Annotated in this window: 17 protein-coding genes, 1 rRNA gene and 1 pseudogene; 10 read left to right on the top strand and 9 right to left on the bottom strand. The window is 37.6% G+C overall.

Going from position 1 to position 23,261, the window contains the following annotated elements:
- The first annotated feature begins 339 nt into the window (after positions 1-339).
- The 3 genes from rrf (at position 340) to SVZ03_05335 (ending at position 2,430) form a co-directional block, all read left to right on the top strand.
- Positions 340-456, top strand: a 5S ribosomal RNA gene (gene rrf, locus SVZ03_05345).
- Positions 457-874: 418 nt separating this feature from the next.
- On the top strand, positions 875-1,828 hold the full coding sequence (sppA, locus tag SVZ03_05340; GenBank protein ID MDY6933634.1) for a signal peptide peptidase SppA: 954 nt from the start codon (positions 875-877) through the stop codon (positions 1,826-1,828).
- Positions 1,825-2,430, top strand: coding sequence for a YIP1 family protein (locus SVZ03_05335; GenBank protein MDY6933633.1), 606 nt, complete (start codon positions 1,825-1,827; stop codon positions 2,428-2,430). The genes sppA and SVZ03_05335 overlap by 4 nt, the downstream gene beginning before the upstream one ends.
- 10 nt (positions 2,431-2,440) lie before the next feature.
- Here SVZ03_05335 and SVZ03_05330 read toward each other — a convergent pair whose 3' ends face one another.
- Both SVZ03_05330 and rpmB read right to left on the bottom strand, forming a co-directional pair.
- Positions 2,441-3,001: a VanZ family protein gene (locus SVZ03_05330; protein MDY6933632.1), complete on the bottom strand. Its 561-nt coding sequence runs from the start codon at positions 2,999-3,001 to the stop codon at positions 2,441-2,443.
- A gap of 54 nt (positions 3,002-3,055) precedes the next feature.
- A complete protein-coding gene (rpmB, locus tag SVZ03_05325; protein ID MDY6933631.1) occupies positions 3,056-3,244 on the bottom strand; it encodes a 50S ribosomal protein L28 in 189 nt (62 codons plus the stop codon).
- Between the two features lie 332 nt (positions 3,245-3,576).
- Here rpmB and SVZ03_05320 point away from each other — a divergent pair, with 332 nt between their 5' ends.
- The gene (locus SVZ03_05320; GenBank protein MDY6933630.1) at positions 3,577-4,152 is read left to right on the top strand and encodes an RsmD family RNA methyltransferase; all 576 of its coding nucleotides are present in this window, start codon (positions 3,577-3,579) and stop codon (positions 4,150-4,152) included.
- 275 nt (positions 4,153-4,427) lie between these two features.
- Here the strand turns inward: SVZ03_05320 and SVZ03_05315 are convergent, their stop codons facing one another.
- The 3 genes from SVZ03_05315 to SVZ03_05305 form a co-directional block, all read right to left on the bottom strand.
- Positions 4,428-7,916: a PAS domain S-box protein gene (locus SVZ03_05315; protein ID MDY6933629.1), complete on the bottom strand. Its 3,489-nt coding sequence runs from the start codon at positions 7,914-7,916 to the stop codon at positions 4,428-4,430.
- A gap of 384 nt (positions 7,917-8,300) precedes the next feature.
- Positions 8,301-9,410 carry a 2-iminoacetate synthase ThiH gene (thiH, locus tag SVZ03_05310; GenBank protein MDY6933628.1) on the bottom strand — a complete coding sequence of 370 codons (1,110 nt, stop codon included), beginning with the start codon at positions 9,408-9,410 and terminating at the stop codon, positions 8,301-8,303.
- 67 nt (positions 9,411-9,477) lie between these two features.
- Positions 9,478-10,275 carry a thiazole synthase gene (locus tag SVZ03_05305; GenBank protein ID MDY6933627.1) on the bottom strand — a complete coding sequence of 266 codons (798 nt, stop codon included), beginning with the start codon at positions 10,273-10,275 and terminating at the stop codon, positions 9,478-9,480.
- A 380-nt stretch (positions 10,276-10,655) separates the two neighbouring features.
- Here SVZ03_05305 and SVZ03_05300 point away from each other — a divergent pair, with 380 nt between their 5' ends.
- Positions 10,656-11,411, top strand: coding sequence for a rhomboid family intramembrane serine protease (locus SVZ03_05300; protein ID MDY6933626.1), 756 nt, complete (start codon positions 10,656-10,658; stop codon positions 11,409-11,411).
- A gap of 627 nt (positions 11,412-12,038) precedes the next feature.
- Here the strand turns inward: SVZ03_05300 and SVZ03_05295 are convergent.
- Together SVZ03_05295 and SVZ03_05290 are read right to left on the bottom strand one after the other, a co-directional pair.
- Positions 12,039-12,911 (bottom strand): annotated as a pseudogene (locus SVZ03_05295) (helix-turn-helix domain-containing protein).
- Positions 12,912-13,261: 350 nt separating this feature from the next.
- Complete coding sequence (locus SVZ03_05290) at positions 13,262-13,417, bottom strand: hypothetical protein (protein MDY6933625.1); 156 nt, start codon at positions 13,415-13,417, stop codon at positions 13,262-13,264.
- Between the two features lie 576 nt (positions 13,418-13,993).
- Between SVZ03_05290 and SVZ03_05285 the strand changes: the two genes are divergently transcribed.
- The 4 genes from SVZ03_05285 (at position 13,994) to fdhF (ending at position 21,354) form a co-directional block, all read left to right on the top strand.
- Positions 13,994-14,659 (top strand): response regulator, encoded by a 666-nt coding sequence (locus tag SVZ03_05285; protein MDY6933624.1) that lies wholly within the window; start codon positions 13,994-13,996, stop codon positions 14,657-14,659.
- Between the two features lie 144 nt (positions 14,660-14,803).
- Positions 14,804-15,331 (top strand): NADH-quinone oxidoreductase subunit NuoE, encoded by a 528-nt coding sequence (gene nuoE, locus SVZ03_05280; protein ID MDY6933623.1) that lies wholly within the window; start codon positions 14,804-14,806, stop codon positions 15,329-15,331.
- Positions 15,324-18,362: an NADH-ubiquinone oxidoreductase-F iron-sulfur binding region domain-containing protein gene (locus tag SVZ03_05275; GenBank protein ID MDY6933622.1), complete on the top strand. Its 3,039-nt coding sequence runs from the start codon at positions 15,324-15,326 to the stop codon at positions 18,360-18,362. Before nuoE ends, SVZ03_05275 begins: the two co-directional genes overlap by 8 nt.
- 10 nt (positions 18,363-18,372) lie before the next feature.
- Positions 18,373-21,354 (top strand): formate dehydrogenase subunit alpha, encoded by a 2,982-nt coding sequence (gene fdhF, locus SVZ03_05270; protein ID MDY6933621.1) that lies wholly within the window; start codon positions 18,373-18,375, stop codon positions 21,352-21,354.
- Positions 21,355-21,828: 474 nt separating this feature from the next.
- Here fdhF and SVZ03_05265 read toward each other — a convergent pair whose 3' ends face one another.
- Together SVZ03_05265 and SVZ03_05260 are read right to left on the bottom strand one after the other, a co-directional pair.
- A complete protein-coding gene (locus SVZ03_05265) occupies positions 21,829-22,041 on the bottom strand; it encodes a hypothetical protein (GenBank protein MDY6933620.1) in 213 nt (70 codons plus the stop codon).
- Between the two features lie 305 nt (positions 22,042-22,346).
- The gene (locus tag SVZ03_05260; protein ID MDY6933619.1) at positions 22,347-22,616 is read right to left on the bottom strand and encodes a hypothetical protein; all 270 of its coding nucleotides are present in this window, start codon (positions 22,614-22,616) and stop codon (positions 22,347-22,349) included.
- 329 nt (positions 22,617-22,945) lie between these two features.
- Between SVZ03_05260 and SVZ03_05255 the strand changes: the two genes are divergently transcribed.
- On the top strand, positions 22,946-23,188 hold the full coding sequence (locus SVZ03_05255; GenBank protein ID MDY6933618.1) for a hypothetical protein: 243 nt from the start codon (positions 22,946-22,948) through the stop codon (positions 23,186-23,188).
- The last annotated feature ends 73 nt before the right edge of the window (positions 23,189-23,261 follow it).

Raw genomic sequence — 23,261 nt, 5'->3', positions numbered from 1 at the left:
GACTTCAATCATCAATTAGTATTTCCTTGCAATATTTTCAATTCTTCACTATTATAATTCTATTGAAGGACATTCTTATACCTATACCGTGAGAACAAGTGATTCTTCCATCCTCCTCCAAGGTGAAGGATTGAGGAGAACTATTAACATTTCAGGATTATTGAGAATTAACTGAAATGATTGCATCTTCTCAATAATTAACATAAATGCTAAAATTGCGCCACCAGCGAGTAGAGTATTTTTGAGAAGTAATAAAAAATTTATATTTTCAACAATTTTTATTGACAAAGAAAGGCCAAATCTATTTTAATAACCTCCATTCAACAGAGTCATTTATGCTCCGGTGACTATAGAGAAGGGGAAACACCTGTTCCCATTCCGAACACAGAAGTTAAGCCCTTCATCGCCGATGGTACTGCACTGGTAACGGTGTGGGAGAGTAGGGCGTTGCCGGGGTTGCTATCATTCACATTTATATTAGTGGTCATATAAAAGAGGGATGTCCGATAGAATTACTTCTATGAAGACATCCTTTTTTTATCTCACCATTTCCTTATGGCTCAAACAAGTAAAAAATTAACCAAAAAAAATGAAGCGAGTTCCCTTTGGAAACGCTACGATTCAACCTCATGATGGGGATTATGGTACTCTTTAAGGGATTACAATGAGATTAAGTAATATTTGGGAAAGGGATTGATATTATTATTCCTTATTAAATTAAAAATATATTTGCTACTATTTATATAATACTTTACGATTGTGCTATAACATTAGTTGGGTAACAACCCTATACAATTTTTCTTTTATAAATAATTTAGCAAATTATTAACAGCAGGCCCTGGAGATTTAAACAGATAATCGAGGATAACAATCTATGGATAAAAATCGAAAAATCATCTTATCAATATTAACATTGGTCGCCCTCTCTTCAATCCTCGCAATTATTGATATTGGTCTCAACATGGACAAGACCAAACAGGAGTTATTCACCATATCAACTCCAGAAACAGGACCCGGTGTTGGAATAATAAGGATATATGGACCCATCCGATTAGCAAATGACAGAGGTCACCTACTGGGGATGGACTCTGGAGCAGATAGCATTGTTAAGAGGTTGGATGATTTTGGGAAGGATAACAATATTAAGGCCATAGTGGTTCGAATAAATTCTCCTGGAGGCACCGTTGGTGCAACTCAGGAGATATATCAAAAATTGATAAAACTCAAACAGAAGAATATTATTCTTATTGCATCAATAGGCGATGTGGCAGCTTCGGGTGGTTACTATATCGCTTCAGCCTGCAACCATATATTAGCTAATTATGGATCAATTACAGGTTCCATAGGTGTTATTGCTGTTTCTCCAAATCTAAAGGAGCTTTTTCATAAAATAGGCATAAAAATGAACGTTATTAAGAGTGGGAAATACAAGGATTTGCTCTCATTATATAGAGACATCAGTGAGGAAGAGAAGGATATTATTCAAAGAATGATTGACTCTTCCTACAATAGGTTCTTGAAGGATGTCTCCTTAGGGAGGAACATGCCTATTTCTGATATCAAGCCCTTTGCTGACGGAAGGGTAATGGATGGGGAGCGCGCTGTCAAGCACAACCTCGTTGACTCAATAGGCAACCTTGAGGATGCAATAAATAAGGCAAGAGAAATGGCAAAACTACCACAAGATTCTGCTGTATATGATGAAGTAAGGACCCCACTGGAGCGTATAATAATGTCGATTGAAAAAAAATTCACAAGGGATATCAATTTGCAGGATAGGATAATCAATAATGAGTATTCATTACTAGAGTATCGTTACGTGCCATGATGGATTATATTAAATCACTAATATGGGTCGACTATTTTTACTATACACTGGTAGAACCGAGAAGGCTTATAAATATCATTACTAAGGAGGAGAAAAAGACACTCCCTCTCAGCATCTCGGTTGTGGCTGCTGTTTCAATCATAGAAATAATTACTATTTCACTTCTTGGGAAAGAGGATCTATTCTTTTATTATAAGATTACCTATGGATGGATTCTCGCCTTTTTTATTCTATCTTTAATAATTGCTATTACAGCTTCTTTAGTTGACCTAGCTTGTCAGATTCGGGGTTATAATGGCAATGCAAAGAATATTATCAATGTAATAATATTTTCTCTATTCCCAAGAATTTTTCTCCTGCCTATAGTCATCATTTTCAAGGTGCTGCATTTTGCGCCAATCTTCTTTTATTTATTCTCTTCGATCCTAGTCTTCATTTGGCAAGCCCTTATTATTATTCAGGGCATCTCAGAGATTCATCGAATCAGCTTTGCCGAATCTGTGATGATTTTCCTCTCCCCGATTATTTTTATTAGCGCCATCCTCTTTTTTTCTCTATTCCTTATAATAATCAATATTTCTGGCTACATAAGTCTACTTTAGAGATAATATTTCAATTTCTACCTATATCGAAAGATCTATCTCTCAATTTTTCAACTATATAGATTAGAATTAGGATAAGGCATCCAGACAGACTATTTAGGCAAACATCCCTAATGTCATAAAACCTATCTGGTAGATAATATTGAATGATCTCATCCACCCATCCAATAATAGTAAGAATTATAAATGACACTGGATAGATCAATCGTGAACTCAACTGCTCTGTCAGGGAATTATAAATAAGATAGGAAAGAATTCCATATTCAACAAAGTGTAGCTTTTCCACAATAATATCATACCTTTGAATTATCAGCACATAGATTGTAAAAAACAACAAAATAGTAATTATATTTATTAGTTTATATCCAATGTATCTGAAAATCAGGTAACAGCAGATAACAATAAATACTGCTATGAGTATATAAATGGAATGCTTTAGTAGATTATGGGTTCGTAAGTATTCTGATATCAACCTAGCGAAGGGAAGGGTTAGGTAAATAATTGCTGTAAAGACTATTACATATACAAACCTCCTATACTTCACCTCAGTAAAAACATTTCTCCTTTCCATAGGATTTGTTTTTTATTGGGAATACAGATAATATCAAAAGAGGTCTAACTATATCTATATCGCTTTTACTATCTTTCCAGATCGAATACATCTAGTACAAACATGCTTTCGAAGTGCTCGTCCATTCTCCAGCACCCTGATCCTTTTAACATTAGGTCGCCAGATTTTCCTTGTTTTTCTATTTGAATGGCTAACATTATTGCCAAATTGAACGGATTTACCACAGATTTCACACTTGGACATGAGTTTCTCCTATTGTTTCAATTAATAATGGACAATATTCAATTCTTCAATAAAATTAATTATCCTTATATTATCTTAATGTCAGACAATATTGATTTTGATTTTATAAAAAAATTTATTATCGGTTGAAAAAATGCAACTAATTAATTTCCATCTTTCCATTTTTATCACTAACTTGGTAAAGTCATAAATTTTCATGGTCTATTCTGGCGCAGACATATGTTATTATCAATCAATTTTCAATTGAGCATATTAAATAATAATTTCATCTCAGTCAACCACCATCACCCAATGGAGATGACCTTGAAATTAAAGAGATGATGTAACATCCAATGAATGTAATAGGAGGAATACTTAAGGGCAAGAATATCCCCTTTAATAATAAAAGGTTCAATAATGCTGAATGTACTCCTCAAATAATCAAAGGAGCCCTGTTCTCTAGTCTGGGGGAAGACTTGCAAGGGAAATCATTACTTGATCTCTATGCATGCTCTGGTCAGATTGGAATTGAGGCACTCAGCAGAAACGCCAAATTAGTTGTTTTCAATGAGATTGATTTAAAAAGGTTTCGCTTCACACAATCTCTAATTAATGAATGGGGGCTTAATAAAAGATCGATCATATTTCATTTTCATGCATTAAGATGTTTAAGATACCTAGATCACAATAATTTTTTATTTGATTACATCTTCATCGATCCTCCATACGAGAAGCAATCAAGAGAGGTTAAAATATATAAAGAGATACTTGAAGAATTGGGGAAACGCTTTGTTCTAAATAGAGATGGAGTAATTATCATACAGCATTACTATAGAAATCATTTTCAAAGACAAATTGGAGGGTTTTCCCTCATTTCAACGAAAAGATATGCAAACAACTCACTTTCTTATTTTAAAAGAGTCACATAGCATTCTATCACCATATTCAATCACTCTAAATGTTTTGTTATCCCCCTCCCCTTTAGGTGAAGAGTACAATATTCATACAAGTGGCAAGTATACCCAGAAGGGAATAAAAAAAAATTTATTCCTAAAAAATTGCCCACTTATCAATATTTATATCGCAGGGATTAGAAAAATTATGCAGTTATACTATATGATTGATAAGAATAGAGTATGTTCTTCAGATGTTTACAGCGATGAAAAGGAAGAATAAGAGAATTGCCAACCAGTTCCTTGATACCTTACCAAACTGGATCATTTTCAATTAAGATACCCGCCTCTCTACCATCAATTGGATGTGAAAAGAAATAACCCTGTCCATAGTCACAATTCATCTCCCTTAATTGCACCAACTGCTCTGTGGTCTCTATTCCCTCGGCTACTACTTCCATGCCTAGATTATGAGCCATGTTCACAATCGTCCTAACAATCTCTAAATCTCCCCCATTTTTATTCATGCGAGTGATAAAGGAATGATCAATCTTTAATATATTGATCGGAAAACTATGCAGATAACCAAGGGATGAATATCCTGTCCCAAAATCATCAATCGCCAATCTCACATTCATATTTCTCAGTTGCTTAAGCATTGATGCAGTAGCCTGATAGTCCTTCATTATAACGCTTTCTGTTATTTCTAGTGTTAAACGGTGTTTATTGATACCTGTATCATGAAGAATCTTCTTCACCTGATCGAGTAAATTAGGTTGTGAAAACTGTTTTGCTGATATATTTACTGTAATATAGAATGTCTGTTTTCCTGGAAACCTCCCCTGCCATTCCACCATTTGCCTAGAAGCCTCTTCCAGAACCCACTGGCCAATAGGTACAATGAGTTCAGTTTCCTCCAAGACTGGAATAAATCTATCTGGTAAGGTCAAGCCATCCCTGGGATGGTCCCATCGCAAAAGCGACTCAAAGCCGGATATTTTACCGCTTCGCAATGAAACAACGGGTTGATAATAAATCAAAAACTCTCTACGTTCGATTGCACGACGAAGGTCAGTCTCCAATTGCAAAAGATTAGTGACCTGCCTATGCATTTCTTTGTCAAAAGCCTCATATCGAGCTCTACCAAGAGCCTTTGCGCGGTACATAGCTGTCTCAGCATCACGAAGCATCTCTTCCGGATATTGATAATCCGGAGTACTCACAGCTATTCCAATACTGGCTGTAGTAAATATCTCCTGCTCATTGATGTTTAATGGATTTGATAGTATATTCTGGATTCGTTCAATAACATGAATTACACCAGCATTATCCTTAATGTCCTCTAAAAGGATTGCGAATTCATCACCCCCCAATCTTGCGATTGTATCCATGGGGCGCAAGGTCTCCTTTAACCATTGAGATATCTCTATTAGTAGTGAATCTCCAATCGAATGTCCAAGGCTATCATTGATAACCTTAAAGCTATCCAAATCGAGAAACAGCACAGCAAATAAATTATCTCTATTCCGTTTTGAAATTTTAATTAAATGTCCAAGTCTGTCCAAAAATAACGCACGGTTTGGCAACCCAGTTAATTCATCGTGAAAGGCATTGTGTAACAATTGCTGTTCAGCCCTCTTACGCTCGGTGATATCCACCATAATCCCTCTTATGCCTATCAAATTACCTTCAATATCAGGAATAGAATTAACATGTAAGATAGTCGGAAAACCCCTGCCATCTTTTCGAAGCGCAGTATATTCAACTAACTCTAACACCCCTCCACTTAATACTTTAGCTATATCTGCCGCTGCCCTGTCTCGATCTTGAGGGGAGATTGTATGCATGCAATTTAATCCATCCTCAATATCCTTTTGAGAATAACCAAATGTATCTAATGCAGCTTGATTTGCATAAGTGACATTCCCAAGTGCATCTACTTCGAAGATTATATCAGGCAATGATTCCACAAGATCGATATATCTCCTCTGGCTAATACTCAAGGCCTTTTCCATACGTTTACGCTCTGTAATATCTGTATTTGCGAAAACACAACCTATAACCTTCCCCTCATATTCATGCAGAGGATATAATCGCGAAACCATAAAGCGCTCTGTCCCATCCTTACACCTAAAGGTTATATCTATGTCATTCAGGGCGTACCCCTTAAACACCTGTCTCACCTTTTCTTTTAAAATAAAAAGATCCCCTTCATTCTCCAATAGCTGATGATAACTATTACCAACAATATCTGTTCCATATTGAAGCTTGGTCTCGCATGCCCTATTCCAAATCTGTATAATTCCATCACTATTGATTGAAAAAATTGGATTGGGGGAGTCTTCAATAGCCCGTCTATACCGTTCCTCGCTCTCCCGAAGCGCTTGCTCCATAAGCTTCATCTCAGAAATATCTATTCCTACCCCAATAACATGGGGTATGTTGTCGATAATAGTCCGAATTCCTGTATAATAGAAGGGCACCCTATTACCTTTTTTTGATGTAGCATATAATTCATTGCTGAATTCACCAGTATCGAGAACCATCTTAATGATATCATCAATATCCCTTCGTTCGTTCCCTGTAAAGAAATCCATAACATTCATATTTGCAATCTCAGTACTTGAATACCCTGATATCTTCTCAGCATTTTTATTCCATCGTATGAATTTTCCATCCTCACTGAAGAGATAGAAGACTCCAGGTAAACTGTTTATTAATGATTCAGAAAGCATTTTCTCTTTTAATAGTGCCTTCATCGCCAGCTTGCGCTCATTTATCTCTCCCTTCAACTGTTCATTGGCCTTCTGAAGTTCATAGGTTCGTTCTAAAACCCTTTGTTCTAACTCATCATGAGCCTTTCGCAATGCTTCCTCAGCTCGCTTTCGTTCAGTAATATCTCTATGTACTGCAATAATCTCCCTGGGTATTCCATCCTCATCCCTTAGGAGTGAGAGATTAATACTTACCTCAATCTCATCCCTATTTTTATTTATAATAGAATAATCTGATGCCTTAACGGATTCACCAGAGAGGAGTTTATTAATATCTCTATTAAACTTTGGCCATTCTTTTTCAGGGATAAACTCTAACGGCGTTTTACCTACTAACTCATCCCTCATATAGCCTGTTTGTTTTGTTGTGCCTCTATTGATTTCAAGAATTTTCCCCTGCATATCACTGATAGTAATCCCATCAATCATCATTTCCACAACTGTTGCAGCCTTTTTTAACTCCTTCTCAACCCTCTTAAACTCTGTGACATCACGGGAAACAAATATTATGGAGGATGGCTTTCCAAACTCATCAAAGGTTAAATCTACAGTGCTTACTATATCCCTCCATTCTCCTGATTTTGCACTATAACGGTAATTAAAATTCATCGTTGTAGGTTTATTCAATGAGAATATCTCTTCACTCCTCAAAGCTGAATATTCAATTAAGAGCGATGACATCCACTCTATATCATCTGGATGTATAAAATCAAAACCACTCTTTCCCAATAAATCTTCAGGTACATAACCAAGTTGCATGTGAGCTGGGCTTACATATGTATATATCCCATCCATACCAACTACAGATATAAAATCACTTGTATTCTCACTTATAAGCCTATATATTCTTTCGCTCTCATTCAGTGAATCAGCTTTTTGCTTAACTGCAGCGTCCTTCAATTCAGCGATCTGAAGACGCATCCCCCTCAACTCATCTATGAGTTGTGCTTTACTCTTATATTCATCTCTCTCATTGAGTAGTTCTGAATTGATATGACTCTCATTTAAAGATTTCATCTTTTTCATATACTGTCATCAATTGAGAATAGATATCATCATTAATAACATTAATAATTTTTGTTATTAATTGATACTTCACAAAATCAAGGATATTGAAGGTAAATTCAACATACTAATAAAAATGTATATACTCTAATTAAGAAAGTCAAATTCAATTTAGAAAAAATCTATTTGAATATTGTAACAAAATTCAGATATTGGAGCATAGTGAAGGATATTGATATATATTTTGAAACAATCAGATATGATGATTTTATTAATTCAAATCAATGCAATAGTCGGTTGATCATGGAGTTTATTATATCATGTCAATGATTTAGTATAATTCGATTATTAGGGTAATATTGTGGAGTTCTGTTGATTCGATAAAGAAGTGGAAGCATTATATAATTAAGCAAGAAAGTCTCTGTCCCAATCCTTCCATACCGGATCAAATCCCATTTGCTTAATCATGGTCGCTACTGTATCCGGGGATCGTGTGTCCATTATCTCGAATTGCTCATCAGCTATTCCAGCATGAGAATAACCCCCAGGCTCAGTCTTCGATCCGGCACTCATCATTGTAATCCCCAAGGGTAAGATGTTATCCCTCAATAAGGGAAGTTCTCTTGTGGATAATACAAGCCCAACATCAGGGTTAAGAATTCTCATTGCGCATATTAGATGCACCAAATCCCTATCACTTACAGGTTTAGGCGCTTTATAACCAACATGCGCGTCGCGCAATCTCGGGAAGGATATCTGAATGAGACTCCTCCAGCACTTTTTCATCAGATAATAGGCATGAAGAGCGAGGAAAAATCCCTCAACCCGCCAATCGGAGATTCCAAGCAATACACCTATTCCTATTCTCCTGAATCCTGCAGATCCACCCCTCTCAGGCGCATTCAATCTCCAGTTAAAGTCCTTCTTCTGCCCGGATAGGTGTACCCTTCCATATGCCTCCCGATCATAGGTCTCTTGATATATCGCCAACCCATCAACACCAGACCCTATCATCAACTTGTATTCATCCTCCTTCATCGGGTATACCTCTATTGAAATAGAAGCAAATTTACTATGAAGTCTCTTCCCTATTTCTGATAACATACTCACAGGGACAACCCCTCTATGCTCACCACTAACAAGAAGAATATGCCTAAATCCTTTCCTGAAAAGAATCTCACTCTCTTCTTCAATCATATCATAGGATAATGTAATCCTCTTGATTTTATGCCTCATATTAAATCCACAATAGATGCAGGAATTAGTACATTCATTAGAAATATAGAGCGGTGCATAGAGTTGAATAGTATTTCCGAATCTCATCCTTGTAATATTACTGGAAACTTTAGCAAGTTCTTCTAAATAGGAATCTGCTGATGGAGATAATATGGAATAAAAATCATCAGGAGTTTTAAATTCCTTATTTAATTGAGAGTCTATTTCGTCTATTGAGGAATTATAAATCTTATCACTTACTACACTCCAAGGATATTTATCCAATATTTGATCAAACATATAGTTCCTTCATATCAATAAAATACTTTTTCATTCGATCACAATTTGAGTAAATCGATATAATTGATTATCTTAAAAAACCTGTAAGAGGACTCGATGAAATAGCGATATCGCTTATTTCAACCTGACCGGCAATATATGCCTCCCTTCCAGCTTCTACCCCTTTCTTGAAGGCTCTTGCTATAAGAGAAGGATTCTGGGAGACAGCAATGGCGGTATTTACCAATACAGCATCAGCACCAAGCTCCATTGCCTGAGCAGCATGGGATGGTGTGCCCAAACCTGCATCTACCACAACTGGAACGTTTGACATTTCAATGATAATTTTAATATTATCCAGAGTCTTAATCCCCTTATTAGTACCAATTGGAGAACCCAGTGGCATAACGGTAGCACATCCGACCTCTTCAAGCCTTTTAGCTAAGATGGGATCTGCATTGATGTATGGTAAAACGACGAATCCATCCTTCACAAGAGTTTTTGCTGCAATTTCTGTCTCAATGGGATCAGGAAGCAGATATCTGGGTTCAGGGGTAACCTCAAGCTTAACCCAGTTCCCGCAGCCCATCTCCCTTGCTATTCTCGAAAGCCTGATTGCCTCTTCAGCATTTCTGGCCCCTGAGGTATTAGGCAGAAGCTTTATCCTCTTGTTATTAACTAATGAGCCTAATAGATCATCATTCGGATTCTTCAGATCAACCCTTCTCAGTGCTACTGTGACCATCTCTGATTCAGACTCCTCAATGGCTTCCTTCATTATATCAATGGATGAATACTTTCCAGTGCCAATAAATAGTCTAGAATTAAATTTCCGATCAGAAATGATCAGATAATCATCTTTGAGTTCTAAGTTTTTAAGTATCATAATCTATTATTAAAATCGCTATATAAATTGAGAATTCAGGATAATTAGTCAATACCTAAAAGTATAATTCATTTTGTTAAAAAATAACGATATATTCTCCACAAATTGATTAGGGAAATATTATGGCACTCTATTTCGAGTAGTCAACTTCTTTATTTCTTCAAGAAACAAGACACGCTATTATATCAGCGCAAGTTTGAGAAGAGAGAAGCTGAGATTAGGGATTATTATGAATATTTTATTGACATAAAAATGGCAATACCTTTGCAGGAGAAATTATAATTTGTGCACCTCCTATAATAAGTCATAAAGTTGTAGATTAATTTGTTGCTATATTATACTTAGGATAAGTAACATCGCTTTATAGGAAAGGGAAAATCATGATACCAATCAAAGATGAAAATCCGACTTATTACAGGTCAATTGTTACTTATATTATTATTATCATGAATGTCCTGATATGGATATTCATACAAAAGCTGGGGACTCATCCCGATTTGTTAAATTCTATTATTCAATATGGTTTAATACCCGGAGATTTGTTAGGTCTAGTCAAACCTGGCACACAGGTTCCTGTGGGGGATGGCCTTGCCTACGTGCTTGACGGAAAACCGAATTGGTTGACACCTGTAACATCAATGTTTATGCATGGTGGATGGTTGCATTTAATAGGTAATATGTGGTTTCTCGGAATCTTTGGCGATAATGTTGAGGATATTCTTGGACCAGTTAAGTTTATTATATTCTATATCCTTTGCGGCATCTGTGCTGCCGCTGCGCAGATTGCAGCAGATCCCTCAAGCCAGATCCCAATGGTTGGCGCATCAGGAGCCATTGGGGGTGTTATGGGCGCTTATGCAGTGATGTTTCCCAGAGCTCCAGTGCATATGCTAATTATTTTTGGCTTCTTCATAACCAGAATAATTGTACCAGCTTTTTTCATGCTTGGTTACTGGTTCATACTGCAATTAATTGGTGGATTTTTTAGCTCGGGGATGGGTGGTGTAGCTTTCTGGGCTCATATTGGTGGATTCTTTTCTGGGATATTATTGATTAAATTATTATGCACTGCGAAGAGAGCGGAAGAATGCCGCTTAAGACGTGGAACGACAAATAGAATGATTAGCAGATATTGAATATGATAAGAAATACCACACCCGAAATGACGATCTTCTTCCGAGTGTCTTTAACAATATAATAGATACAACTAACCTTATACAATGGAAAATTCTAAAATAGAAGAAAAGTCAAAAAAACAATTTACTATAAAACGCATAGGCGGCTATCTTCACAGAGTCTATCCGATTCTTGACAGTTCTGGAAAAGTCATATCGCGCGTAGTGAAGTCTTTTATGGTGGGACTCAGGCCCCGCGATATAATGCAAATTATCGTAGGCGCTTCTATTCTTGCAATCCCAGTTGGCTTTACAGAAGAAACATGGAATCTTGGCGAAAGGCTACCATTTATAAATATTCTCATACTAGCAACAGTCTCGATCGTGTTTGTGTCACTTTTTGTCTATTTTAATTTTTAACGATTTCATTTACAGGGCAATACACTAAATTATTTTAAAAAGGTTGTGGCAATTTATTTTCTTACTCCTATTATTGTAGGAAGTTTATTAACGATAATTGATAAGTGCCCATGGGGGACTGACACTCTTTTAGCTATTAAACGTACAATAATTGTCTCCTTCCCAGCGTCCATGAGCGCATCAATCACTGATGCTTTAAAATGATTATAATATAAAGGAAAATCTGTACTAGCCAGCATTTAATCTGACACTCTCGTTTTCTTTTATTGTCTGTAATTTATTATCCAACATTTTTTCTAGAGCAATATTCTTCGAATCTAGAAATGTTTGCATGGGCGTTTTTCCGTAACAATACTTGCCAGTATGTGGCCTCTCATCATTATATTCTTTTATCCAATCGTCAAGATCTTCTTGTAACTCCTCTAAATCTCTGTAAATCTTTTTTCTAAAAGCAACGCGATAAAATTCATTCAACATAATCTTATAAAGTCCTTCACAAATATCATTCGATTAAGGGCTTCTGGCTTTTGTTTTAGAATGATCAATATTTTCAACTGCTAAATACAACTGATCTCCATGGGTTTCCTTTTTCCCACAATACTCAGTCTCTCTATCAGTTAATATCCTCAAAAGGGGAATCTCTTGCTCCTCAAAAAATGGCAACACTCTATCGTTTAAAATATCCGTAGCTGTAATAGCAGTTTTAGTAGTGTAGAGTTTAGCAAAAGCAACCAATGACTCCAGATCATGTCTTTGCCAAATATTCCTTACTCCACCTGGGGAAACGAATAAACCATCTTTCTTCAACTCGTTAGATACCCGCATTTGGCCATAAGCCGGGCGATCAATGACCATCTTTAAAACTGCATCTTCATTTACAGGATTGATCCTATTTTTAATATTAGGCTTCTTTCTGCTAATCTCTTTTAAAGCTTCTTCACCTCCATGCTCATAAAGTTCTTTAAATCTGTAGAAACTATCTCTTGAATATCCAAAAACTTTACATGCTTATGATACATTACCCAATTCTCTTGCAAGTCTTATTAGACCAACTTTTGTTTTGATTATTTTGTCTTCTTGGTTCACAGAGACACTCCTCATAATTGTATTTGCCGAAAACTGACACTTATTCCTCCCGGGGGGAATAAGTGTCAGTTTTATTATCGGAATGTCAGATATTATCTTAACTATTACAATCCGAAAGGAAACTAAGGCTTCTTTTTACCCAAATTTTACTGCGTCACATGAGACGCTATGAATGTGGAGTGTTCGCTGTATAGTCTAAATATTTACTTTTTCAGAAAGCCTTAATTACTTCTCCAGTAGTACTTAAAATTATTCTTTTGACTTTACCCTTATTTCTTAACCTTCCCTGACACTAGGGACATATTTTTTTTACCATATTCTTCAGCTTCAAGTTCGGCAATCTTCTCTAACATCTTTTGTTTATATCATTTTCCAATATCGAATAGTTTGCCTTCAAGCTCATAAAATGTGCATGGCTTACCATTATTTGTTATTGTGATCGATTCAATCTCTTTTTCCATTAAATCTAATAGTTCATTCTTTATCTCTTCTGGTAATCGTTTTTCTTTTGCTTGTTCCATGAATATCCCTCTCTGTATAATTTATTTAAGGGACATAATAATATAATGCTGAAAAATTAATAACATCTTTATCAAAAAATGCCCTAAAAAATAATTTGCACACGAAATAATCTTTCCAAAATAGAGCATCAAGTTTTCTTCTTCACCTGAAGACTCATTGCGCATACAATCAATTTTGACCATACAAAAAAATTCCTGCAAAGTGTATATAATTATTATACACTTTAATATTAAAAATATAAAATATCCCCTTTAAATCTCAAATAACACTTTAATTTTTCTTAATATATTTAAAGAAGTATCTTTCGTTATATAAATACACTTTATATAGCAGTGAATGATGCGCCTTTAAAAATTGATCAAAAAGATAATAAAGCTGATTATATCGATTTATATGAGATTATAACCATTTATAGATCAAAATCTCATCAAATATACCCTCAGGAATAAGGCTATATTATATAAATATTTATCATTTCATTCAATAATCCACAATATTTTTCAACATTAACATCATCTGGCATGAGTATTGCTTTTATATATTAGTGAAAACAAAATAAAAAAGGAGGCAAGAAAATGGAACATAACATTTTAGATGAAAGGCATGAAAGACTCTTAATTGTAGACGATGAAGTAAATCTCTGCAGAGGATGTCAAAGAATTTTTGAGGATGAAGGCTACATAATGGAAACAGCTTATACAGGGAAGGATGGATTAAGAAGGGCAACAAAAGAGATGTATGATGCAGTTTTGGTTGATTTGAAGATGCCGGATATGAATGGAATTGATCTTATAAAGCGACTCAAAGAATACCGACCTGAGGTACCAGTAATAATGATCACAGGATATGCATCTGTGCCAACTGCTGTAGAAGCGATGAAATCTGGAGCTGACGATTATATCCCCAAACCTTTTAATCCGGATGAAATTGTAGGAGCTGTTAAAAAAGCAATTAGAAAGTTTACCGGAAACACCAAGACAGATAAGATGGATACAACTGATAAAAGGATTATCGAGAAAGAACAGGTTCTCAGAGTATTAAACAGGACGGCTGATGACAAGAACTTTTGGACCGAATTGATGGAAAATGGATCTAAAGCCCTTGAGGAATACAGCTTAAGTAATGCTGCTAAGGCTGCTATTGTATCAGGAGATATCAATTGGATAGAAAAAAATGTAGGAGAACTGACAACAAAACAGTCTGAATATTTGGAACATCGGCTCCAGGTGGAAAGATGGTAAAAAACCTTTGTATTCTCAGTAAGCTTGTTTCAGCAAGACGGATCAAACAAGATGTTTCTTAATTTATGTAAAAATTATTGATAATCAAGTACCTGCTGAAATAAGCTTGAAAATTTTCACATTATAAACGGAGGGATAAAGAATATGAACAAATCCCTGCTAAAGGCAGAAAACAACACAACACAAGAAGAAGATGAATGGAAAATTGAGGAACTGGTCCTTCAGATATTAGAATCCTTTGAAAACAATAAAAGTAATTTGATACCTGTATTACAACAAGTTCAGCAAAATTTTGGCTATTTGCCGGAACTGGCAATGAAGAAAATAGCTCAGTATATGGGCATCCCTGAAAGTACTGTATTTGGTGTCGCTACATTTTATGCATTCTTTAAACTCGTTCCAACAGGCCGAAATATTATAAAAGTCTGTCGAGGCACTGCGTGTCACGTGCGTGGAGGAGCTAGAATCTTGAGAGAAGTAAAGAAACAGCTTGGCATAAGCCCGGGTGAAAGCACCCCTGACCTTGAATACTACCTGGAGACTGTGGCCTGCATTGGAGCGTGTTCTTTAGCTCCCACAATGGTTATAAACGACGATACATACGGCCAGATGACACCCAAAAAGGTCACTGAGATATTAAAAAGTACGGGCCAAGGAGTACAAAATGAATGATAAAATTAATCCAAAATGGGAACATATTGTTCTTGTTTGCCAAGGGACAGGTTGCACTTCATCAAAATCTGATAAAATACTGCTGGAGCTTGAAAAGGAGGTAGAAAAGGCAGGATTAAAATCTATAAAAATAGACTTCACTGGTTGTCACGGGTTTTGTGAACAGGGACCTATTGTAATTGTAGAACCAGAGGGTATATTCTACGCTCATGTTAAGATAGAGGATGCAAAGGATATTGTCCACTCTCATCTGAAAAATGGTAAACCATTAGAGCGCCTTTTTTACCGAGATCCGGCAACAAACAAGGCAATACCTACATATAATGAAATGAATTTTTATAAAAAGCAGAAACGACTGATCCTACGAAACTGTGGTCATATCAATCCAGAAAAGATAGAAGACTATATTGCCAATAACGGTTATAAAGCAATTAAGAAGGTCCTTGCCCAAATGTCCCCTAAAGATGTAATTGATGAGATAAAAAAATCAGGACTCAGGGGTCGGGGAGGCGCCGGTTTTTCCACAGGGCAAAAATGGGAATTCTGCTATAATGCTCCTGGGAACGAAAAATACCTGATATGCAATGCAGATGAGGGTGACCCTGGAGCATTTATGGATAGGAGCACAATGGAGGGGGATCCTCATACAATAATCGAAGGAATGCTAATAGCAGCCTATGCAATCGGAGCTAATCATGGCTATGTATATTGCAGAGCAGAATATCCCCTTGCTATTAAAAGAATGGGCATAGCCTTAAAACAAGCACATGAAAACGAATTTTTGGGAGAAAATATATTAAACTCCGGATTTAATTTTGACATAAAGATCAAGGAGGGCGCAGGCGCCTTTGTCTGTGGAGAGGAGACATCGCTAATGGCCTCGATTGAAGGCAAGAGGGGTATGCCTCGCCCCCGCCCCCCATTCCCTGCTCAATCAGGATTATGGGGAAAACCAACAAATATCAATAATGTGAAAACATTATCCAGCATACCGGTTATTATAAATGAAGGCGCTCAATGGTATGCAAATATAGGGACCAAAGATAGCCCGGGTACTGCTGTTTTTGCATTAACCGGCAAGATCGCAAACAGCGGACTTGTCGAAGTGCCTATGGGAACAACCCTGAGAGTGATCATTTTTGATATTGGAGGCGGAATATTGAATGGCAAGCGATTCAAGGCTGTGCAGACAGGGGGACCATCTGGGGGATGCCTGCCTGCGAGCTTTCTTGACTCCCCTGTTGATTACGAAACACTGGCAAAAGCAGGATCGATAATGGGATCCGGAGGTATGGTAGTTCTGGATGAAGATACCTGCATGGTTGATGTGGCAAAATATTTTCTCTCCTTCACCATGCTTGAGTCCTGTGGCAAATGCATACCCTGCCGCTGGGGGAATAAGCAACTGCTCGAAATCCTTGAGGATATTACCAATGGAAGAGGTAGTATTGAGGATATTGATCTCTTGATTGAATTAAGCGAATCTGTTAAAGCAGGTTCTCTATGCGGGCTTGGTCAGACATCGCCGAACCCTGTGCTTTCAACAATCAGATACTTCAGAGATGAATACGAATCTCATATAATAAAAAAACATTGTGTAGCTGCGGTATGTAAGGGACTGGTCAAAGCCCCATGCAGCCATACCTGTCCAGCAGGCGTGGATATTCCGCGTTATATAAGGTTGATATCGGAGAAAAGGTATGATGAGGCCGTGGCGGTTATCCGGGAAAGCATGCCCTTCCCATCTGTATGCGGTTATGTATGCTTCCATCCCTGCGAGACCAAATGCCGCAGGGGAATGATAGATGAACCGATTGCGATCAAGGAACTAAAGCGCTTTGCCGCTGATCATGCAAAAAAACTGAAATTTGAAAATCCTGAGTCTGTTGAACCTTCTGGAAAGCGAGTAGCAGTTGTTGGTTCAGGACCTGCTGGACTTACAGCAGCCTATTATCTTGCAAAGGTTTGCGGGCATTCTGTGACTGTTTTCGAAGAACTGCCCAAAACAGGCGGCATGCTGCGTGTTGGAATTCCAAGATATAGGCTTCCTGAGTATATTTTAGATCACGAAATAGATATAATAAAAAACTCCGGTGTGGATATAAAAACTAATACAAAAATAGATGATATCTATTCGCTGCTTGAACAGGGATATGAAGCAATTTTCTTAAGCTTAGGCGCCCACGCCGGAGCTAAGATGAGGGTACACGGCGAGGATACAGAAGGCGTAATCGATTGTGTTGACCTGCTTCGCGATGTCAGTCTGGGAAAGGATATAAAACTTGAAGGTAGAGTGGCAGTTGTCGGTGGAGGAAATGCAGCAATAGACGCATCGCGCACAGCCCTCCGTATAGGCGCAAAGAATGTAAAGATACTCTATAGACGCACTGAAGAGGAGATGCCGGCAGCAGAAGAAGAGATTCATGATGCGCTTGAAGAGGGCGTGGAAATTGAGTATCTTGTCGCTCCTGACAAGATATATCGCGAAAACGGACATATTCGAATGGAATGTCAGCGTATGAGGTTGGGAAAGATAGATGCAAGCGGGAGAAGACGCCCGGAGCCTATAAAAGGAAACAGGTATGAAGAGAATTTCGATACCATTATAGCGGCTATCGGACAGACTACCAGAATACCAGAAAATTTGGGAGTTCCCACAGACAAATGGGGAACGTTGAAGGCAAATCAATATACCCTTGAGACAGAAATAAAGGGAGTCTTTGCAGGAGGCGACGCGACTACAGGACCGGCTTCGGTTATTGAGGCAATTGCAGCAGGCAAACAGGCTGCAATTTCTATTGATAAATACCTCGGAGGAGATGGCATAATTATAGAGAAGCTCACTGCCCCTGAAGAAAAACCGGAAACATTTGAATCAGAGGAGGAAGAGGAAAAACATCGTCCGGAGATGCACAAAATAGCAGTAAAAAAAAGGCTTAAAGGACTTGCCCTTGTTGAAAAGGGCCTAAGCAGAAAACAGGCAATTGAAGAGGCAAACAGATGTCTTAGATGTGACCTTGAGGAAGCATAGGAGGATAACAATGAGTTCAACAACCACAATTAAACCACAACTAAAAGAGGAAGAAATATCAGACGCTATTACCCTTGTTATTGATGGGAGAAGTGTGCATGTAAAGAAGGGTGTTACTGTGCTGGAAGCTGCAAAAAGCGCTGGGATATATATCCCTACTCTTTGTTACGATCCAGATCTGGAGCCCTATGGAGCGTGCCGTCTATGTGTTGTAGAGATTGACGGCATGCGCGGGCTTGTTACCTCCTGTACAACAAAAGCGACAGAAAATATGATAGTACATACAAGCACTCCAAAGGTTAATCAATCCCGTAAAATTACAATGGAGCTAATAATAGCAAACCACCAGGGGAATTGTCTTACCTGCTATAAAAACCAGAATTGCGAGCTACAGGATATTGCAAAATATTTAGGCATTGACCAGGAAAGCTTTGATCGATTAAGGAAGAGCGAACGGATCCTTCCAATTGACAGGAGCAATCCTGCCTTTGAGATCGATCCGAATAAGTGCATACTATGCGGCAAATGCGTCAGGGTATGCCAGGAGATAACCTGTGTCGGAGCTATCGATATCGCTTTTAGGGGATATGACGCGAAGATAAGCGCCTTTGGCAATAAACCTATTGTCGAATCGATTTGCGAATCCTGCGGAGAATGCGTTGCCAGGTGCCCTACCGGAGCCCTTGTGCCACGGCACGAACAGCAGCCGATTCGTGAAATAAAAACAGTATGTCCATACTGCGGTGTGGGATGCTCTTTCTATCTTGGAGTCCGTGACAACGAGATAGTCAGCGTTAAAGGAGACAGAAGCAGCCCAGTCAATAAGGGAGGACTCTGTGTTAAGGGACGATTCGGATATGACTATATAAGTCATAATGACAGACTTAAAAGGCCGCTAATCAGAAGAGAAGGCATAGCCAAAGAGATAAGCGGAGAAGAACATGATATCAAGGACTATTTCCGCGAAGCTGAATGGGATGAGGCGCTGGAGATAATAGCATCAAAGCTATCTTTAATTAAAGGGAAGTACGGTTCCGATAGTATTGGACTATTAAGCTCTGCTAAGTGCACTAACGAGGAGAATTATCTGCTTCAAAAATTTGCGCGAACAGTTATCGGAACCAACAGCATAGACCATTGCGCGCGTCTTTGACACGCTCCGACTGTGGCCGGTCTGGTCAAATCATTCGGAAGCGGAGCAATGACAAATTCCATCACAGATTTCGAAAAAGCTGATCTGCTGTTTGTGATCGGCTCCAATACTACAGAGTGTCACCCCATTATTGGAAGAATAATACGCCAGGGCATAAAATTTCACGGCAAGAAACTTATTGTTGCTGATGCCCGCGCTATTGAACTCTCAAAGATCGCTGATATTCACTTGCGCCACAGACCTGGAAGCGATGTAGCATTGATCAATGCTATGATGCATGTTATTATCAAAGAGGGTTTGCATGACGAAAAATTTATAGCTGAACGAACTGAGGACTTTGAGGAAATGAAGGAAAACCTTCTCAAGAATTATGCTCCGGAAAAGGTTGTTGAAATAGTTGGCATTACAGCCTCGGAAATAGTAGAGGCTGCCCGTCTCTTTGCCAATGCAAAAAGCGCATGTCTTCTCTACGGTATGGGTATAACGCAGCATACAACAGGGACTGATAATGTTATGAGCTGCGCTAACCTCCTAATGCTCACTGGAAATATTGGACGCGAAGGCGCGGGACTGAGCCCGCTAAGGGGGCAAAACAATGTGCAAGGCGCATGTGATATGGGCGCGCTTCCAAATGTATTGCCAGGCTATCTGGCAGTAACTGAGAATAAAAACAGGGAAAAGGCTGAAACCATTTGGAATGCAGATAATTTGCCCAAAGAGATTGGGCTTACTATGGGTGATATGATGAACAGGGCTATTGAAGGCGATCTTAAAGCAATGTACATTATGGGAGAGAATCCGGTAATGTCGGATCCAGACATGAAGCACACCCGCGAAAGCCTGGCAAATCTTGAATTTCTCGTTGTTCAGGATATCTTTCCTACAGAAACCTCAACCTATGCGGATGTTATACTTCCTGCTGCAGTATTTGCCGAAAAGGACGGCACTTTTACAAATACTGAAAGAAGGGTACAGAAACTCGCTAAGGCTATCGATCCACCGGGTGAGGCAAAAGCCGACTGGGAGATTATATGCCTAATCGCCCAAAGGATGGGGCACGATTTCGATTACAAAAACACATCGGACATAATGGATGAGATAGCCGCTGTTACACCTATTTATGGCGGCATCCGCTATGACAGGCTTGATGACTATGGATTGCAGTGGCCATGCACTGACATAGAACATCCAGGAACCCCAATTCTTCATAGGGATAACTTTACCCGCGGCAAGGGTAAATTTCATGCTGTCGAATATAAACCTCCTGCTGAATCAAGCTCAAAGGATTACCCGCTGATCCTCACAACAGGACGTATTTTGGAACACTTTCATACAGGGAGCATGAGCAGGCGTTCTGATAGGCTGGACAAACTGCATCCAAATGGAGCTGTTGATATCAATCCTGAAGATGCCGCAAAACTTGGCATTATTGAGGGTGATACTATTACAATCACCTCAGGACGCGGCAAGATCGAAACCAAAGTAAATATCACAGACAAAACATTGCCAGGCTTGGCATTCATGGCATTTCACTGGCGAGAATCACCCGCAAATATATTGACCAATCCTGCCTTTGACCCGGTTTCTAAAATACCGGAATTTAAGGTATCTGCTGTAAAAGCAGTACTTTCAGTTCTTGACAGGGCTGTTCAGGACAATGCCTTCTTCGCGCTTCTTTCTGAGAATCCAAGTCAGGCATTAAAGGAATATGATCTATCCAATGAAGAAAAAGCGGCAATCATGAGCGGCGATATAAATAAAATCGAATCATGGGTTGGCAAGCTGGATAAAAGGCTTGAAAAGTGGCTCATTGCCAGACTGCAAAGGGAGAGTTGGTGAACGTTTACATGTTTCAATAATATCTACTTTGCATATATAAATAAAATGTCTCCCGATCCTTACTTTTACTTACCGGGAGGCATATCCCTTTTACAATACATATAAATTTAAACGTCAAACTAACCTTACGGGCTAAAATGAGCGGAATGTATAACTCCATTTGATGAATACTGAGCGCCAGCTACACCTACTATTATGTCTCTTATTGGATATGCTAATGAAAGATCGTAAACTCAAATAAATTTCATAGGCAATGATGCTAACATATGAATCTATTTAATTACTCGCAAACAATTCAATAGTAAAAGCTGCAAACTGAATTATAAATAATATAAGAATGATGAATTTATTGATCATTGAAATCATAAGAGTATAATTATTCTGAAATCGACTTTTTGTAAGTTACACATTGATCATGTAGAATATTATGAATATTATTGATGTTTTTTTCATAATAATTCTGAATTTTATTAGTTAGTTCCACTGCCAAGGGAATGGCCCGTCTTCCTCCATTTCCAAATATGGCGCCGGTACACCTGAAGCTCCTATAACATAAAAGCTTGTATCCAATGCCCTATCTTTTAACTTGAGTTCTCTCTCATCCCACTTAAAGTATTGATATGTTTCAAATGATAATGCAACACTTAAAGCTAATATTGGATCTGCAAGTATATTTCCAATAGTCATATGCTTTAATTGATTTTGACTTTCATGCTTTTCAATTATTTCATTCCATTTCTCTTGGAGTCATCTCCAAATAATGCACTCCAACCGCCTAAAAATGAACCCCAATTGATAATATTATGCCAGGAAATGAATAAAATGAATACTCTCTATCATTACTATTATAAAGCGGTACAGCTTTATCAAATTTTATATGCGCATACGTGAAAGTAAAACTAATTCCCAACGTAACAGGAAACCATCTATTTAAAATGAAATATGGGCCATATCCAAAAGTAAATAAATACCCCTTAAAACCTGTATAATATTCAGATATATGCATGATAGTAACCTATTTCGTCCTCATGTATTTCCATATTTGTAATTTTATCTTTGTTGTCTTTATATGCTTTCTCCTCTTTATCTCCTAATTTTCCAAAGTAATCATAGAAATATAAACCGGGAGAAATTGACATCCATATTATCGAATCAAGAAAGCCACCTTTCTGATTTTCATGTGCTCCAAAAGATATTCCATCAAAACACAACAATAATGCTGTTGTCAATACTCCAATAATTAAGTTTACATATCTTTTCATGATGGCATACCTCCTTTTTCATTATTATAAATATGATAAAGTTGAATTATTATTTAGACTACACTTTGATCCCCAGAGCAGACTATTTTGATCTGGTATAAATTATTATATATCTTGATGTGAATGAGAAGAACATAGGTAAGTATATCATGCGAAATCCTCAAAAGATGTAAACGAACTAGAGTTCTGTCAAGAAATAATAAAAAAATTTATATGGGAAGGCTCATGAACATTAAGATTATAAAAAATGTTCATTTTTTTGTTGACTTTTATGCAATAAAATAAGCAGAATTGCTGATTTATTTTATCTATTACTATAGGAGGATATTATGGTTAAGGTAAATTGTGTTCATTGCGGAGAGAAAGTATCAGAATGGACAGTAAATTGTCCTAATTGCGGTAAACCAGTTGCAAATCCAAATGCACCAATTAATACAACTGATACGAATTGGAAGCCAAATAGAGGGCTACAATATAAGAAGGACAATACAATACAATACATTTTAATTGCTGTCCTAGTCTTAATTATAATCGGTTCATTGGTTTATTATATACAATTCAGTTCTCCATAAATATTCTACTATTCAGAGATTAGCAGATTTTAAAACGTAACAAGAGATAAAATTTTTAGCAATAAAAGATCTA

Source organism: Spirochaetota bacterium (assembly GCA_034190085.1).
In the GTDB taxonomy this organism is placed as follows: domain Bacteria; phylum Spirochaetota; class UBA4802; order UBA4802; family JAFGDQ01; genus JAXHTS01.
Note: the sequence above shows the minus strand (reverse complement) of the source record. Positions and strands in the feature narration are given on the sequence as shown.

Bases quoted from the DNA above. Each gene is read 5' to 3' on its own strand.
- sppA (MDY6933634.1), top strand. From the start codon at position 875: ATGGATAAAAATCGAAAAATCATCTTATCAATATTAACATTGGTCGCC.
- SVZ03_05335 (MDY6933633.1), top strand. From the start codon at position 1,825: ATGATGGATTATATTAAATCACTAATATGGGTCGACTATTTTTACTAT.
- SVZ03_05330 (MDY6933632.1), bottom strand. From the start codon at position 3,001: ATGGAAAGGAGAAATGTTTTTACTGAGGTGAAGTATAGGAGGTTTGTA.
- rpmB (MDY6933631.1), bottom strand. From the start codon at position 3,244: ATGTCCAAGTGTGAAATCTGTGGTAAATCCGTTCAATTTGGCAATAAT.
- SVZ03_05320 (MDY6933630.1), top strand. From the start codon at position 3,577: ATGAATGTAATAGGAGGAATACTTAAGGGCAAGAATATCCCCTTTAAT.
- SVZ03_05315 (MDY6933629.1), bottom strand. From the start codon at position 7,916: ATGAAAAAGATGAAATCTTTAAATGAGAGTCATATCAATTCAGAACTA.
- thiH (MDY6933628.1), bottom strand. From the start codon at position 9,410: ATGTTTGATCAAATATTGGATAAATATCCTTGGAGTGTAGTAAGTGAT.
- SVZ03_05305 (MDY6933627.1), bottom strand. From the start codon at position 10,275: ATGATACTTAAAAACTTAGAACTCAAAGATGATTATCTGATCATTTCT.
- SVZ03_05300 (MDY6933626.1), top strand. From the start codon at position 10,656: ATGATACCAATCAAAGATGAAAATCCGACTTATTACAGGTCAATTGTT.
- SVZ03_05290 (MDY6933625.1), bottom strand. From the start codon at position 13,417: ATGGAACAAGCAAAAGAAAAACGATTACCAGAAGAGATAAAGAATGAA.
- SVZ03_05285 (MDY6933624.1), top strand. From the start codon at position 13,994: ATGGAACATAACATTTTAGATGAAAGGCATGAAAGACTCTTAATTGTA.
- nuoE (MDY6933623.1), top strand. From the start codon at position 14,804: ATGAACAAATCCCTGCTAAAGGCAGAAAACAACACAACACAAGAAGAA.
- SVZ03_05275 (MDY6933622.1), top strand. From the start codon at position 15,324: ATGAATGATAAAATTAATCCAAAATGGGAACATATTGTTCTTGTTTGC.
- SVZ03_05265 (MDY6933620.1), bottom strand. From the start codon at position 22,041: ATGACTATTGGAAATATACTTGCAGATCCAATATTAGCTTTAAGTGTT.
- SVZ03_05260 (MDY6933619.1), bottom strand. From the start codon at position 22,616: ATGAAAAGATATGTAAACTTAATTATTGGAGTATTGACAACAGCATTA.
- SVZ03_05255 (MDY6933618.1), top strand. From the start codon at position 22,946: ATGGTTAAGGTAAATTGTGTTCATTGCGGAGAGAAAGTATCAGAATGG.